The sequence below is a fragment of the Actinoplanes sp. M2I2 genome, from assembly GCF_023544445.1.
Lineage (GTDB): Bacteria > Actinomycetota > Actinomycetes > Mycobacteriales > Micromonosporaceae > Actinoplanes.
In genome coordinates, this window is sequence record NZ_JALPVJ010000012.1 from 1 (window position 1) to 14,441 (window position 14,441).

A 14,441-nucleotide genomic window follows, 5' to 3' on the forward strand; every position below is an offset into this window, starting at 1 on the left:
ACGCCACGTCCGGTGAGTGCACGAGCACCTCCCGGCCGGAGTCGACAGATCCCAGGCAAGACCCGAAGTCAGTGGGAGGGTGGGTCAAACCCCGGCGGGAGGTGCTCATCACCATCCTCTCTGTGGGCGGGGGAGGCGGAGGCGCACCAGGCAAGATCGAGCGGTTGATCGGCGATCTAAGCTGTGACTGTGCCGGCTTCCGCCTCGCCCCGCCTCCGCGCGATCGTGCACGCGCTGCCCCTGCGGCCCCACCTGCGCGTCCTCGAGATCGGCTGCGGTCCCGGCGTCGCCGCCCGGCTGGTCGCCGCCCGGCTCGACAGCGGCCACATCCTGGCGATCGACCGGTCGGCGGCCGCCGTCGCGCAGGCCAGGGCCGGATCGGCCGAGGAGATCGCCGCGGGCCGTCTGATCGTTCGCCAGATGGCAGCCGAGGAGCTCGTCCTGAGTCTCGGGGAGGACCCGTACGATCTGGTGTTCGCCGTGCGGGTCGGCGCGCTCGACGGCCGCCACCCGGCCCTGGGCGAGCGGATCATGGCCCGCCTCACCGACGCCACCCGTCCCGGCGCCCGGCTGTTCGTCGACGGCGGCGACCCGCTGCGGGAACTCCCTCTGCCTCGTTGACGCTGCGACCGCCCGCCACGCGTGGGGAGCAGCGCGGCGGGCCGAGGATCGAGCTCGGACGGGCGCCGCCGACGTACCGGCCCTGGCAGGATGGCCCAGGTCGGCATTCACCACGGCGGGGGGCGAACATGGGACAGCCGGTTGTCCACTTCGAAATCATCGGGTCCGATCCCGGCCGGCTGCGCGGTTACTACGGCGAGCTGTTCGGCTGGGAGTTCGCCACGGGCGGGCCGGTCGCCGAGACGGTGTCCGAGGCCGGCGACTACGGCTTCACCGAGGGCGCGACGATCCCGGGCGGAGTGGGTGGCGGCGCCGGCTTCCGGCCGCACACCGTCTTCTACGTCGGCGTCCCGGACGTGGAAGCCGCGTTGGCGAAGGCCGAAAGTCTCGGCGGCCGCCGGGTCATGGGTCCGGTACGGTCCCCCGGCACCAAACTCGTCGTCGCCCACTTCACCGACCCCGAGGGCAACGTGATCGGCCTGGCCGGCGAAGTCCCTGACTGACGAGCCACGGACCTGCTACAAAGCCGCACGCGGCCACCGGAGCCACCCGCCGGAACGCTTCCGGAATCCGGCTCGGGCGGCGGCGGCCTCGTGCCGGACGCGGCGACCGGCAGGCCGAGCGCGGGCCGGCCCAGCGCATCATGCCGGACAGGCCCGCGCCCGCGAGGACGACTCAGCGCTTGAGCGTGAAGGTGAAGTCGCCGGAGACCGTTCCTCTCAGCCGAATCGTCGCAGCGACTCGGCCCTGCGCGATCAGCCGTTCGACCTCGGCTCGCGCGAGACCGCAACCCTCAGCGATCAGTCGCGCCGGCCGGACCGGGATCGGCGCCCCGAACCGGACGGCGACGTCGATCACCTCGCGGTCCCGGTAGTCCGACCCGCCGGTGTCCAGGCGCCAGGCGCCACCCCAGTCGAGGGCGATGCGATTGCGCCGCTGGAAGCCCGGATCCCCGAGCACCTCGGTTATCAGGCCGGGATTGTTGCCGTACAGCTGATGCAGCAGCTCAGGTCGTATGGAGCGCACCGTCACCCGCTCCAGGATCGCGAGCTTCGCTGTCGCTCCACATGCGGCACAGAGCACGAGGAGCCAGGCGTCGATCAGCTTGTGGTTGGCGTTGACACGAAATTTGCCGCTCGGGCGGAACCGCTCGGACGCGCAGGCGTGGCAACGGAGACGGACGAGGGGCAGGCCGATGGGCACGACCATCCAGTTGTCGAGCACAGAAGTACACCGGTTTCAGTGAGAAGTCCGCAGCAAGAAGGAGCGCGGCGCCAGATGCGCGACGCGCGACAGATCAGCGCTCGGGAGGTCTCACAGGGTGTACAACGGCACGTCCTCGCCTTGACGTCCTGGTCGAGCCGCACGGTAATAGCGCCCCGCGGTGCCGAGCCACCGGTTTTCAGGGCCGGGGCGGCGCGCGGGGCCTGTGTCAGCAACAGCCAACGCCGTGCCGCGGCCAGGAACACCGGCCGAGAAAAGCGCCTCCGTACGTGCGTGTCGTCTTCCCCCGGTTTCGCGTGTCGCGGCCGCCGAGGGGTTGGATGAGCTGATGCCCCAGGTGACCATCAGCGCAGCCGACCACGCCCTGTTCTCCTCGTCCGCCGCCGCGGCGGGCCTCACCGTCGACGAGTGGCTGGCCGAGGCGGGCCGGCGCCGCGCGTCGCTCACCCCGCCGCCGAAGAGCCTGGACGAGGTGTGGGCCGACACCCAGCACGACCTCATGGCCGACGTGACCTCCCGGCAGCAGCGGTCGTTCCTGGCGGTGACCCGCCTGACCGCCATCGTCGAGGGCGTGGCGCTCGTCGACGTCCCCGACGCGTTCACCCGCGACGTCCTCGAGTCGCGCCTGCGCCCGGCCGTCGTCGAGGCACTGAGCCGCCGGCTCGGCACACCCCTGCAGATCGCCGTACGGGTCACCGAGCCGCCGGCCCCCGCCACGCCGTCGCCGGACGGCCCGCAGCCTCCCGACGACATCCGGCGCTACGCCGAACTGATCTCCCGCCCCGAGGTGGCCCGGCAACTCGCCGAGGTCCTGGCCGCGGCCGACCGCTGAGGGCGCATCGCCCGGTCCGCGGGCGTCCCACCGCCCTCTCAGCTGAGGCGACCAGCCGACGCCACGGCCGAGCCGCCTCCGCGCCGGCCTGCGGTGGCGTCGGTCATCGGTCCTCCTCGTCGTGGGGTACCGGCGGCTGCCACCCGAGCCGGTGCCCCGATCCCCGGGTCGCCACGCTGATCCTGTGGGACGACCTCGGCTACCCGCCGCGAGCGCGACACGCACGCAGGTCGCCCGGGCGGGGTGAGCGTTCCGGGCGCGCCAGCGCCCTGCTCGCCCCGCCCGGGCCCTCGGCGTGAGCAGCGGTCGGCACCACCCACCCCGCTACGACACCGGTCTGTGCTTCGCGGTTGATTTCCCGATGATCCGCAGACGCGGCTCAGGCGTGACTTAGGGGGCTGGGTGGGGGCGATGCCCGATGACACGCACCGCTGTCGATGGCAACGCTGAGCTCTGTCGACTCGTGGAGGGAGCGCAACGATGTCCTACAGATTCTGGGTGGCCGGACTGGCCGCCGCCGCGATGATCGCTGTGGTGACGCCGGTGCAGGCCGGGCCGGGAAAGCTGCAGCGGGACCTCGACGCCATCGTGGCCGAGGGGCCGGTCAGCGCGCTGGTCGAGGTGCGTGACGGGCGCCGGACGGTGCGGTTGGCCGCCGGGAGTGTCCGGTACGGGACGGGCGAGCGGGTCGATCCGCGCGGCCGGTTCCGGGTCGGCAGCGTCACCAAGATGCTGATCGCGTCCGTGGTGCTGCAGCTGGTGGCCGAGCGGCGGATCCGGCTCGAGGATCGGGTCGACCGGTGGCTGCCGGGGCTGTTGCCGGCCGGGAACGGTGTGACGGTGCGGCAGTTGCTCGATCACACGAGCGGCCTGTACGACGTGACGAGGACACTGCCGCTGCGGCCGCCCGTCGCGTTCCTGCCGTTGCGGTGGAAGACGTGGACCCCACGGGAGCTGATCGCACGGGCCACAGCCGAGGAACCGACGTTCCCGGCCGGGCGCGGCTACGCCTATTCGAGCACCGGATATCTCGTTGCCGGCATGCTCATCGAGCGGGTCACCGGGCAGCCGTATGCCGTCGAAGCATCGCGGCGGCTGCGACTGCCGGAGACGATCTTCCCCGGCACCGGCACCCGGATCCCCGGGCCGCACGCGCACGCCTATGTGCCGGACGGCAACGGGGGCGTCGTGGACGTCACCGAGCTGAACCCGTCGGTGATGGGCGCCGCCGGCGAAGTCATCTCCACGGCGGCCGACCTGAACCGGTTCCTGACGACCCTGCCGCCGCGCCTGCTCAACCGCATGAAGCCGGTGCGGCCGCCGTCCGAGCGCGGCCTCGGGCTCGAGTTCGTGGACACCCGGTGCGGCACCGCCTACGGGCACATGGGAGACGCGTACGGGGCGTCGGCGTGGGTCTTCGCGACCGGACCGCACCGGGCGGTGACGTTGTCGGTCGCCTGGGGCACCGACCGGCCGAGTGACGAGGCCGTGCAGGCACTGCTCGACGACGCCCTGTGCCCGACGAGATAGCGCCCGACGAGATAGCGCCCTACGAGGTGATCATCAGGTAGAGCCAGCCGAGCAGCACCACGCCCAGGACCGCGGCCAGCACCCAGGTCGGCACCCGGTGGCCGCCCTCGCGGTTGCGCCGGATCTCGGCGCGGATCCGGTTGCGCCGGCGCTCGAGGCGGGACGGGGGTGGCTGGTCGGGCGGGCTCATCGCCCGACCAGCCTAACGCCCGGTCACATGCTGGCGATCAGGCGTTCCACCCGCTCGTCGTAGGCGCGGAACGGGTCCTTGCACAGGACGGTGCGCTGCGCCTGGTCGTTGAGCTTGAGGTGCACCCAGTCGACGGTGAAGTCGCGGCGCTTCTCCTGCGCGTGACGGATGAACTCGCCGCGCAGGCGAGCCCGGGTGGTCTGCGGCGGGGTCTCCTTCGCCTCGAAGATCTCGAGGTCGTTGGAGATGCGGTCGACCTGCTTGCGCTTCTCCATCAGCGCGTAGAGGCCGCGGCCCCGGCGCACGTCGTGGTAGGCCAGGTCGAGCTGGGCGATCCGCGGGTGGCTCATCGGGATCTGGTGCTTGGCCTGGTATCGCTCGATCAGCTTGTACTTCGACACCCAGTCGATCTCGCGGGCCACCGGGTCGAGATTCTCGCTCTCGATGGCGTTGAGCACGCGGCCCCACAGCTCGACGACGCGCTTGGCGGTCGGGTCGCCGCCGCGGCGCTCGACGAACTCGGTCGCCTTGGCCAGGTACTCCTGCTGGATCTCGAGCGCGCTGACCTCCTTGTTGTTGGCCAGGCGGATCTTGCGGCGGCCGGTGATGTCGTGGCTGACCTCGCGAATGGCGCGGATCGGGTTCTCCAGCGACAGGTCGCGCATCACGACGCCGGCCTCGATCATGCGGAGCACGATGTCGGCACTGCCCACCTTGAGCAGCGTGGTGACCTCGTTCATGTTCGAGTCGCCGACGATCACGTGCAGACGCCGGTAACGCTCGGCGTCGGCGTGCGGCTCGTCGCGGGTGTTGATGATCGGGCGCGACCGCGTCGTCGCGCTGGAGACGCCCTCCCAGATGTGCTCGGCCCGCTGCGACAGGCAGAACACGGCCCCGCGCGGCGTCTGCAGCACCTTGCCGGCGCCGCAGATCAGCTGGCGGGTGACGAGGAACGGGATGAGGACGTCGGCGAGCCGGCCGAACTCGCCGTGCCGCGACACCAGGTAGTTCTCGTGGCAGCCGTACGAGTTGCCGGCCGAGTCGGTGTTGTTCTTGAAGAGGTAGATCTCCCCCGCGATGCCCTCGTCGTGCAGCCGTTTCTCGGCGTCGACGAGCAGGCCCTCGAGGATGCGCTCACCGGCGCGGTCATGGGCGACCAGATCGGTCACGGAGTCGCACTCGGGCGTCGCGTACTCAGGGTGGGAACCGACATCGAGGTAGAGACGGGCACCGTTACGGAGAAAGACGTTGCTGCTGCGTCCCCAGGACACCACTCGGCGGAACAGGTAGCGGGCCACCTCGTCGGGAGACAGCCGCCGCTGCCCCCGGTAAGTACACGTGACGCCGTACTCGGTCTCGAGGCCGAAAATTCGCCGTTCCATGACGAAACACTAGCCGCATAAGCCATCCATTGGCAGTCACCACTCGCGCTTTCACCGGCGCCTGGCGCCCGCGACGCGCTTAGACTCGCGACAGGATGAACGTCTTGGTCACCGGTGGCGCCGGCTTCATCGGCTCGCACTTCGTGCGGGCCGCCCTGGCCGACCGCCTGGCCGGCCTCGAGGGCGCGCGGGTCACGGTCCTGGACAAGCTGACGTACGCCGGGAGTTTCGCCAACCTGGACGAGGTGGCCCACGACAAGCGCCTCGACTTCGTCCCCGGCGACGTGGCCGACACCGCCCTGGTCGAGGTGGTGGCCCGCCGGCACGACACGGTCGTCCACTTCGCGGCGGCCGACGACGCGGTCTCCAACGTGCTCGGCACCCAGGTGCTGCTCGACGCCGCCCGCCGCTCCGGCGTGGCCCGATTTGTGCACATCTCGACCGATGAGGTGTACGGGCCGATCGCGACCGGCGCCTGGACCGAGACCGCGGCCCTGTCACCGACGACCCCCTCCGCCGCGACGAAGGCCTCCGCCGACCTGCTGGTGCTGGCCGCCCACCGCACCCACGGCCTGCCGGCCACGATCGTCCGGCCCAGCGACACGTACGGGACCCACCAGCACCCGCGGAGGCTGATCCCCGGCCTCGTGACCGGCCTGCTCACCGGCGCGACGGCGGACCTGCCCGGCGACGGCGCCCACACCCGCGACTGGTTGCACGTCCACGACCTGATCCGCGCCGTGGCGGCCGTCGTGGCCGGCGGCCGGCCCGGGGAGGTCTACAACGTGGGCGGCAGCATCGAGCTCACCCACCGCGAACTGACCGGCCTGCTGCTCGAGGAGCTCGGCGCCGGCTGGGAGCGCGCCCGGTACGTCGCCGACCACCCGGGACACGACGCCCGGCACGCCGTCGACGACGGCAAGATCCGCCAGGAGCTCGGGTGGCGCCCCCAAGTCGAGTTCGTCCCGGGCCTCAACGCCACGGTCCGCTGGTAGCGCGACAACCCAGGCTGGTGGCAGCCCCTGCTGAACGACTGACCGGCCCGCGGGCGGGCGCCAGAGCCCGTCGCGCCACCACCAACGGCGGCTGCTGTAGCCGGGGCGACGATCGTCGGCGGCCATGAAAGCCGTCGCCGAAGTGAGCCCCGGCCCTGTCCTGGTTCTGCCCCCGGACTATCCGGCCGGGGGCAGGACCACGTCAGGAACCGTCGCCGTTGACGCCGTCGGCCGGCTCAGCCGGGTCGGCCTCGGTCGAGGACGGCTTCCCGGCCGCCCCGGTCGCCTCCGGCTTTCCGGCGACGTCCTCCTCGGCCGCCGCCGACACCGTGGGCTTGTCGACCGACGGGGGCTGCGGCGGAGCCGCGTCCACGCCGCCCAGGTCCTTGTCGAGCACGTCCTTCAGACCCTCGAGCAACTGGATCAGCGGCGGACCCTGGATGCGCCGGAACGCCCGGCCCTTACGCCGCCGGTCGAGCACGGCGACCTCGAGCTGCTTCTGGTCGAGCTTGCGGGTCTGACCGTTCTCGCCACCCACGCTGCCCAGCGCGGCCGCCGCCAGCGCCAGCGCGGCCGGCAACTCGGCCGACGCGTCGTGCCGCTCACGCAGCACGTTCGAGATGGCCTCGGCCTGGCCGCCCATCGCCATGAAACCGGGCTCGTCCATCACCGAACCGTCGTACGTGATCCGGTACAGCTCGTCCGTCTCCGGCGACGACCCGACCTGCGCGATGCAGATCTCCACCTCGTACGGCTTCTGCGTCTCGGTGAAGATGGCGCCCAGCGTCTGCGTGTAGGCGTTGGCCAGGAACCGGCCGGTCACGTCACGCCGGTCGTAGCTGTAACCGTTCACGTCGGCCATCCGGATACCGGCCCGGCGCAGACTCTCGAACTCGTTGTACCGCCCGACCGCGGCGAAACCGATCTTGTCGTAGATCTCGCTGATCTTGCGCAGCGTCGTGATGTTCTCGGCGACCAGCAGGATGCCGCCCTCGTACGTCAGCACCACGGCGGAACGGCCGCGGGCGATGCCCTTACGGGCGTACTCCGAACGGTCGCGCTGGACCTGCTCGGGTGATGCGTAGAACTGCATGGCCACGGGTGGCTACTCCCTCTCGTCCCTGGTGAATTCGGCTGCGGAGAACAACCGGACTCAGCCGCCCGGATTTTCCATGCGCCCGGCGACGACCTGCTCGGCCACCGCGGTGATCTCGGCCTCGGTCAGCCGGTGCGTCCCGTTCGCCGTCGCCGACATCACCACCGGGAAGATCTTGCGGGTCAGGTCCGGCCCACCCGTCGCGGTGTCGTCGTCGGCCGCGTCGTACAACGCCTCGACCGCCAGCCGGACAGCGTCATCGGTGCTCAGACCCGCGCGGTACTTCTTCTTCAGCGCCGACTTCGCGAACAGCGAACCCGAGCCGATCGCGTCGTAGCCGGTCTCCTCGTAGAGGCCACCCGCCACGTCGAAGCTGAAGATGCGCCCCACCTTGGCCGGGTCGGCCGGGGACAGGTCGTAACCGGCGAACAACGGCACCACGGCCAGGCCCTGCATCGCCGCGCCCAGATTGCCGCGCACCATGCCGGCCAGCCGGTTGGCCTTGCCGTCCGTCGAGAGCATCGTGCCCTCGATCTTCTCGTAGTGCTCCAGCTCGACCTGGAACAGCCGCATCAGCTCGATGCCGATGCCCGCCGTCCCGGCGATGCCGATCAAAGAGTACGAGTCGGCCGGATGCACCTTCTCGATGTCCCGGCTGGCGATCAGGTTGCCCATCGTCGCGCGCCGGTCGCCGGCCATCACGACACCCTCGGCGGTGGCGATCGCGACGATCGTCGTGCCGTGCGGCGCGATGTCGGCCGACAGACCCGGGGGCAACGGCCGGCGACCCGGCAGCAGCTCGGGAGAAACGTGCGTCAGGAACTGCGTGAAGGAGGACGTTCCCGCATTGACGAAGTAATCCGGTACACGCCCGGATGGATCAAAGTCCTTTGCCACGTGGTTCCCTTCAAATACTCGATCGCGCCGGCGAGGTAGTCCTGGTTGTCCCGGAACTGCCCCAGGCCGCCGTTGCAGTTGAAGCACAATATCCCGCGCACAGCGCCGGTGCGATGATCGTGATCGACGTGTTGAGGGTCCGGCGCCCGGCAGATCGCGCAGCGTCCGAATTGGCGCCACAGCATCTCGTCGAAGTCAGCCTGACCGATGCCGTAGCGCCGCCGCAGGTGGTACTCGCGAGTGCCGCCGTTGAGCCTGATCTTGGACTCGACACCTCGGGCCGTATGACAGGTCAGGCAGTAGGAGTGGTAGCCGCTCGCCTTGGCTGTCGTGCGGGCGAAGTCGATGAGCGGCTTGATGGTGTCGCAGTCCGGACACCATTGGGACCCGACCGGCACGGGCTCCGCCGACCGTTTGCGCGGCTGCACGCCACGCTTGCGCCGGCTCGTCTCGGATCGCTGCGCCGCACAGTCGCGGCAATAGAAGGCCAAACCGTCCGGCCGTCGAACGTTGCTGTGGAAACTCTCCCGTGGCAACGTCCGACGACATTGAGGGCAGTGCTTTCCGTCCGACCCCCGTAAATCGGACATTTAGTTCACTCCCCCCCTTTTTGCACGTATCCCCTCACGAATTCTTCGGCATTTTCCTCAAGAACGGAGTCGATTTCGTCGAGCAGGTCGTCGACGTCCTCGGTGATCTCGGCATGCCGCTCGGCTACCTCCGGGTTGGCCTCGACGGTGGCGTCCTGGACTTCCTCGTCCTGCCGGCCCTTGCCCGATTGCGACTGCCCGCCGCTGTCCCGAGTTGCCATCGGTGTCCCCCTTCTCAGCCACCCGAAGCCTGTGACATCGGGTTGGGAAAAACCTACCTCGCGGTTGTGACAAAACCGCCTGCTGCCATGGGCGTTTCTCAGCGACTGGTGATCACTTCGAGCAGATCCTTCGCGCTCTCACACTTGTCGAACAGCGCGCCCACGTGCTTCTTGGTCCCGCGCTCGGGCTCCATCATCGGAACCCGGACGAGCGACTCGCGGCCGACGTCGAAGATGACCGAGTCCCAGCTGGCCGCGACCACTTCGGACGCGTACTGGGCCAGGCACCGGCCCCGGAAGTAGGCCCGGGTGTCCTCCGGCGGCTCGGACATCGCCCGCTGGACGTCGTCGGGGTCGAGCAGCGTCTTCATCGATCCGCGCGCGACCAGCCGGTGGTAGAGGCCTTTCTCGGGCCGCACGTCGGCGTACTGCAGGTCGACGAGCTGGAGCTTGTGCGACGACCAGCCGAGGTTCTCGCGTTCGCGGTAGCCCTCGAGCAGCCGCAGCTTGGCCACCCAGTCGAGGGTGTCGGCGCATTCCATGGGGTCGCGGCCGAGCCGGTCGAGGACGTCCTCCCAGCGGTCGAGCACGTCCTTGGTCTGCTCGTCGGTGTCGTCGCCTTCGCGCTCGTCGACGAACTGGCGGGCGCGCTCGTAGTACGCCCATTGGAGGTCGAGGGCGGTGAGTTTGCGACCGTCGCGCAGCCGGATGAGGTGTTTGAGCGACGGGTCGTGGCTGACCGCCTTGAGCTCGCTGACCGGGTCGGCGATGCCGAGGTCGCCGCTGAACACCTTTTCCTCGATCATGTTGAGCACGAGCGAGGTGGTGCCGACCTTGAGGTAGGTGGCGATCTCGGAGAGGTTGGCGTCGCCGATGATGACGTGCAGGCGCCGGTATTTGTCGGCGTCGGAGTGCGGCTCGTCGCGGGTGTTGATGATCGGCCGCTTGAGCGTCGTCTCGAGTCCGACCTCGACCTCGAAGAAGTCGGCGCGGGAGCTGATCTGGAAGCCGGAGCCGGAGCCGTCCTGGCCGAGGCCGACGCGCCCGACGCCGGTGAAGATCTGCCGGGTGACGAAGAACGGCGTGAGGTGGGCGACGATGTCGGCGAACGGCGTCTGGCGCCGCATCAGGTAGTTCTCGTGGGAGCCGTACGAGGCGCCCTTGTTGTCGGTGTTGTTCTTGTAGAGCTGGATGCGGTGGGTGCCGGGGATGGTGGCGGCGCGGCGGGAGGCTTCGGCCATCACCCGCTCGCCGGCTTTGTCCCATTTGACGATGTCGAGCGGGTTGGTGCACTCGGGGGTGCTGTATTCGGGGTGGGCGTGGTCGACGTAGAGGCGGGCGCCGTTGGTCAGTATCACGTTGGCCAGGCCGAGGTCTTCGTCGGCGAGGGCGTCGGCCGGGTCGTAGGCGGCGCCGGAGTAGGTGAAGCCGCGCGCGTCGCGCAGCGGTGATTCTTCCTCGTAGTCCCAGCGTGCGCGCCCGTTGCGGTTGAGCTCGGGCCGTGCTCCGTAGGCGTTGACGACCTGTGAGGAGGTGACCATCGGGTTGGCGCCGGGCTGCCCGGGGACGCTGATGCCGTACTCGACCTCGGTGCCCATAATCCGTCGAACGCTCATGCGACCACCCCGCCTGCCACGTTGCCCCTGTTGCTCATGTAATGAGCCTAGACGCTCTCGCGGCTGTTCTCGCCCCGCCGGGTGCCCGATGCGGCACGCTCGGTGGTCGTTTGCCGGTGTCGCGGCGGATGTGTGTCGATCGCGCGCAGGAGGTGACGGCCGAGGGCCTGACCCGGTTGTTCCACCATGCGGTATGACAGTCCGGCCAGGGCGAGCACAAGGATCACGTACGTGAGCCCGGCCGCGACGCGGATGGGCAGGGTTGCCGTCCCGATCTCTGGGACGAGACGCGGCATCAGGAAGAGCACCGGCACGTGCAGCAGATAGAGCGAGTAGCTGACCTGCCCGAGCCAGGTGAGCGCTCGGGGCATCGCGCGGGTGCGTAAAACGTACGCCGAAAGGAAGGTCGCCATCACCGCCAGGACGGTCCAGATCTTCTGTGTATCGATGAGTCCGGCAGTGACGACGGTCAGCGCGGTCAGGCCGGCGGCGCGTCCGGTCTGCCCGTGCTGCCATCGGTAGACGACCGTGCCCGCGAACATGACGGCCAGCAACAGCAGCCCCTGCTGCGACGACGTGACGGTGCTGCCCGCGCCCGGGTGCCCGTTGAGGGCCGGCAGGAGCACGAAGGCCACGCCGATCGCCCCGGCCACCAGTCCCCTGATCTGCAGGGCCACGGTCAGGACCACGACCAGCACCAGTACGGCGGCCAGCACGCGACGGTCCTGCCGGGAGCTCACAAGGAGCGCGTCCGGCAGGTGCGGCCCGGCGAGCACCGCGAGCAGCCCGAGCCCGCCCGCGTACCAGGCGCTGTGCCGGTGCCCCCGCCACGCGAAGAGCCCGGCCACGATCAGGTAGAAGACCATCTCGTACGACAGGGTCCAGAACACCCGCACGACGCCGCGCACGCCGACCAGGTCGGGCATCATCGTGACGTGGGCGAGCAGCCCGGCGCCGGTCTCGGCACGCAGGGACGCCGGCCAGTGCAGCAGCCCGGCCGTCGCGAGCACCGCGAACAGCGCGATGGTGGCGAGGTAGGCCGGGTAGACGCGGCAGAGCCGGCCGATCCAGAACCGCCGCAGCGATCCGTGCCGTTCCAGCGACATGGGGATGACGTAGCCGCTGACCAGGAAGAACAGCAGCACGGCGTACTTGCCCAGGTCGATGTGCCGCAGGACCGCCAGGTGCGGCCCGGTGCCGATCACCTGCGGGCTCAGGTGGAACAGCACGACGGTGACGGCGGCGAGCCCGCGGAGGGCGTCGAGCCAGGCCAGCCTTCTCATGCCGGGTGCAACGACAGCACGGGCCGGGGGAAACCCCGGCCCGCGCTGGCTGAGCGTTCGTTACAGGTACTGACCGGTGTTGCTGGCCGTCTCGATGGAGCGGCCGGCCTCGGCGCCCTTGCCGCCGGAGACGAGCGTGCGGATGTAGACGATCCGCTCGCCCTTCTTGCCGGAGATGCGGGCCCAGTCGTCCGGGTTGGTCGTGTTGGGCAGGTCCTCGTTCTCGCGGAACTCGTCGACGCAGCTGTCGAGCAGGTGCTGCAGGCGCAGCCCCTTCTTGCCGGAGGTGAGGAACTCCTTGATGGCCATCTTCTTGCCGCGGTCGACGATGTTCTGGATCATCGCGCCGGAGTTGAAGTCCTTGAAGTACAGGACTTCCTTGTCACCGTTGGCGTAGGTGACCTCGAGGAAGCGGTTCTCCTCGGTCTCCGTGTACATCCGGAGCACGACCGCCTCGATCATGGCGGCGACCGTCATGTCGCGGTCGTTGCCGTGCTCGGTGAGGTCGTCGCTGCTCAGCGGCAGGTCGGACAGGATGTACTTGCCGAAGATGTCCTTGGCCGCCTCGGCGTCCGGACGCTCGATCTTGATCTTCACGTCGAGACGGCCGGGGCGCAGGATCGCCGGGTCGATCATGTCTTCCCGGTTGGACGCGCCGATCACGATCACGTTCTCCAGGCCCTCGACGCCGTCGATCTCGCTGAGGAGCTGGGGGACGATCGTGTTCTCCACGTCGCTGGAGACACCGGAGCCACGGGTCCGGAAGATCGAGTCCATCTCGTCGAAGAACACGATCACCGGGGTGCCCTCGCCGGCCTTCTCGCGAGCCCGCTGGAAGACCAGGCGGATGTGCCGCTCGGTCTCACCCACGTACTTGTTGAGCAGCTCCGGGCCCTTGATGTTGAGGAAGTAGCTGGTGTGCTTCTCCTCGCCGCGCCGCTCGGCGATCTTCTTCGCCAGCGAGTTGGCGACCGCCTTGGCGATCAGGGTCTTGCCACAGCCGGGCGGGCCGTAGAGCAGGATGCCCTTGGGCGGGCGCAGCTGGTGCTCCCGGAACAGGTCGGCGTGCAGGAACGGCAGCTCGACCGCGTCGCGGATCTGCTCGATCTGCGAGTGCAGGCCGCCGATGTCGGTGTAGTCGACGTCGGGGACCTCCTCGAGAACGAGCTCCTCGACCTCGCTCTTGGGGATGCGCTCGTAGGCGTACGCCGACCGCGGTTCGATCATCAGCGAGTCGCCCGCGCGGAGCTTGCTGATCTCGAGCGAGTCGGCCAGGAAGACGATGCGTTCCTCGTCGGCGTGCGAGACGACCAGAGCACGGTCGCCACGCTGGCCGTCGGGGCCCGCGAGGACCTCCTTGAGCGTCACCACCTCGCCGCTGCGCTCGAAGCCGAACGCGTCGACGACGTTGAGCGCGTCGTTGAGCAGCACCTCCTGCCCGCGCTGGAGCTCCTCGACCTCGAGGGACGGGGAAACCGCCACGCGGAGCTTGCGGCCGCCGGTGAAGACATCGACGGTGCCGTCCTCGTGTGCCGTGAGGAATACGCCGTAACCGCTGGGCGGCTGGGCGAGCCGGTCAATCTCTTCCTTGAGAGTGACGATCTGAGCTCGGGCTTCCTTGAGGGTCGCCACGAGCCTGTCGTTGTTCTCGGTCAGTCGGGCCAGCTGCGTCTGCGTTGCCGCGAGCCGTTCCTCGAGCTGCCGGACGTGTCGTGGGCTCTCGGTCAACTTCCGCCTAACGAGGGCGAGTTCCTCTTGCAGGAACGCGACCTGGCTGGAGAGATCGTTGGCCTCTTTCTCCCAACGTGCGGCTCGTGAGTCCGCCTCGTCGCTACGTGCCACGTCCCACCTCCCCGGGGGCTCGAACGTCTTGCGTCAACATTAGCCGCTGCGGACCGGATTTCGACCCATGCAACACCCTCGTCACCGAGTCTTGATCCGTTCGGCCGGTGCTGGCAAGGAGT

15 protein-coding genes are annotated in these 14,441 nt (G+C 69.5%); 5 read left to right on the forward strand and 10 right to left on the reverse strand.

Annotated elements, in window-relative coordinates:
• Positions 1-189 precede the first annotated feature (189 nt).
• Positions 190-621: a class I SAM-dependent methyltransferase gene (locus HJC40_RS24590; RefSeq protein WP_250003906.1), complete on the forward strand. Its 432-nt coding sequence runs from the start codon at positions 190-192 to the stop codon at positions 619-621.
• Between the two features lie 128 nt (positions 622-749).
• A complete protein-coding gene (locus HJC40_RS24595; protein WP_250003909.1) occupies positions 750-1,124 on the forward strand; it encodes a VOC family protein in 375 nt (124 codons plus the stop codon).
• A 172-nt stretch (positions 1,125-1,296) separates the two neighbouring features.
• On the opposite strand, the gene HJC40_RS24600 is transcribed toward HJC40_RS24595, so the two are convergent.
• A complete protein-coding gene (locus tag HJC40_RS24600) occupies positions 1,297-1,830 on the reverse strand; it encodes a DUF1062 domain-containing protein (protein ID WP_250004482.1) in 534 nt (177 codons plus the stop codon).
• Between the two features lie 343 nt (positions 1,831-2,173).
• Here HJC40_RS24600 and HJC40_RS46660 point away from each other — a divergent pair, with 343 nt between their 5' ends.
• A complete protein-coding gene (locus HJC40_RS46660) occupies positions 2,174-2,677 on the forward strand; it encodes a hypothetical protein (protein WP_374272622.1) in 504 nt (167 codons plus the stop codon).
• A gap of 480 nt (positions 2,678-3,157) precedes the next feature.
• Positions 3,158-4,207: a serine hydrolase gene (locus HJC40_RS24610; protein WP_250003911.1), complete on the forward strand. Its 1,050-nt coding sequence runs from the start codon at positions 3,158-3,160 to the stop codon at positions 4,205-4,207.
• A 19-nt stretch (positions 4,208-4,226) separates the two neighbouring features.
• On the opposite strand, the gene HJC40_RS24615 is transcribed toward HJC40_RS24610, so the two are convergent.
• Positions 4,227-4,397: a hypothetical protein gene (locus HJC40_RS24615; RefSeq protein ID WP_250003913.1), complete on the reverse strand. Its 171-nt coding sequence runs from the start codon at positions 4,395-4,397 to the stop codon at positions 4,227-4,229.
• A gap of 23 nt (positions 4,398-4,420) precedes the next feature.
• Positions 4,421-5,779, reverse strand: coding sequence for a Pup--protein ligase (gene pafA / locus HJC40_RS24620; RefSeq protein ID WP_250003915.1), 1,359 nt, complete (start codon positions 5,777-5,779; stop codon positions 4,421-4,423).
• Positions 5,780-5,874: 95 nt separating this feature from the next.
• Between pafA and HJC40_RS24625 the strand changes: the two genes are divergently transcribed.
• On the forward strand, positions 5,875-6,774 hold the full coding sequence (locus HJC40_RS24625) for a dTDP-glucose 4,6-dehydratase (protein WP_250003917.1): 900 nt from the start codon (positions 5,875-5,877) through the stop codon (positions 6,772-6,774).
• Between the two features lie 202 nt (positions 6,775-6,976).
• On the opposite strand, the gene prcA is transcribed toward HJC40_RS24625, so the two are convergent.
• The 7 genes from prcA to arc form a co-directional block, all read right to left on the reverse strand.
• Positions 6,977-7,873: a proteasome subunit alpha gene (prcA, locus tag HJC40_RS24630; RefSeq protein WP_250003919.1), complete on the reverse strand. Its 897-nt coding sequence runs from the start codon at positions 7,871-7,873 to the stop codon at positions 6,977-6,979.
• 54 nt (positions 7,874-7,927) lie between these two features.
• Complete coding sequence (prcB, locus tag HJC40_RS24635) at positions 7,928-8,767, reverse strand: proteasome subunit beta (RefSeq protein WP_250003921.1); 840 nt, start codon at positions 8,765-8,767, stop codon at positions 7,928-7,930.
• The gene (locus HJC40_RS24640) at positions 8,686-9,303 is read right to left on the reverse strand and encodes an endonuclease VII domain-containing protein (protein ID WP_250003924.1); all 618 of its coding nucleotides are present in this window, start codon (positions 9,301-9,303) and stop codon (positions 8,686-8,688) included. Before HJC40_RS24640 ends, prcB begins: the two co-directional genes overlap by 82 nt.
• A gap of 59 nt (positions 9,304-9,362) precedes the next feature.
• Positions 9,363-9,578, reverse strand: a complete 216-nt coding sequence (locus tag HJC40_RS24645) for a ubiquitin-like protein Pup (protein ID WP_250003926.1) — start codon at positions 9,576-9,578, stop codon at positions 9,363-9,365.
• A 98-nt stretch (positions 9,579-9,676) separates the two neighbouring features.
• Positions 9,677-11,194 (reverse strand): depupylase/deamidase Dop, encoded by a 1,518-nt coding sequence (gene dop, locus HJC40_RS24650; RefSeq protein ID WP_374272627.1) that lies wholly within the window; start codon positions 11,192-11,194, stop codon positions 9,677-9,679.
• A 47-nt stretch (positions 11,195-11,241) separates the two neighbouring features.
• Entirely contained in the window at positions 11,242-12,477 is a 1,236-nt protein-coding gene (locus HJC40_RS24655) for an acyltransferase (protein ID WP_250003929.1), read from the reverse strand.
• A gap of 60 nt (positions 12,478-12,537) precedes the next feature.
• Positions 12,538-14,319, reverse strand: a complete 1,782-nt coding sequence (gene arc, locus HJC40_RS24660) for a proteasome ATPase (protein ID WP_250003931.1) — start codon at positions 14,317-14,319, stop codon at positions 12,538-12,540.
• Positions 14,320-14,441 lie beyond the last annotated feature (122 nt).

Coding starts and splice junctions, on each gene's coding strand:
- HJC40_RS24595 (WP_250003909.1), top strand. CDS start 750: ATGGGACAGCCGGTTGTCCACTTCGAAATCATCGGGTCCGATCCCGGC.
- HJC40_RS24615 (WP_250003913.1), bottom strand. CDS start 4,397: ATGAGCCCGCCCGACCAGCCACCCCCGTCCCGCCTCGAGCGCCGGCGC.
- HJC40_RS46660 (WP_374272622.1), top strand. CDS start 2,174: ATGCCCCAGGTGACCATCAGCGCAGCCGACCACGCCCTGTTCTCCTCG.
- HJC40_RS24625 (WP_250003917.1), top strand. CDS start 5,875: ATGAACGTCTTGGTCACCGGTGGCGCCGGCTTCATCGGCTCGCACTTC.
- HJC40_RS24610 (WP_250003911.1), top strand. CDS start 3,158: ATGTCCTACAGATTCTGGGTGGCCGGACTGGCCGCCGCCGCGATGATC.
- HJC40_RS24645 (WP_250003926.1), bottom strand. CDS start 9,578: ATGGCAACTCGGGACAGCGGCGGGCAGTCGCAATCGGGCAAGGGCCGG.
- HJC40_RS24655 (WP_250003929.1), bottom strand. CDS start 12,477: ATGAGAAGGCTGGCCTGGCTCGACGCCCTCCGCGGGCTCGCCGCCGTC.
- pafA (WP_250003915.1), bottom strand. CDS start 5,779: ATGGAACGGCGAATTTTCGGCCTCGAGACCGAGTACGGCGTCACGTGT.
- HJC40_RS24600 (WP_250004482.1), bottom strand. CDS start 1,830: ATGGTCGTGCCCATCGGCCTGCCCCTCGTCCGTCTCCGTTGCCACGCC.
- dop (WP_374272627.1), bottom strand. CDS start 11,194: ATGAGCGTTCGACGGATTATGGGCACCGAGGTCGAGTACGGCATCAGC.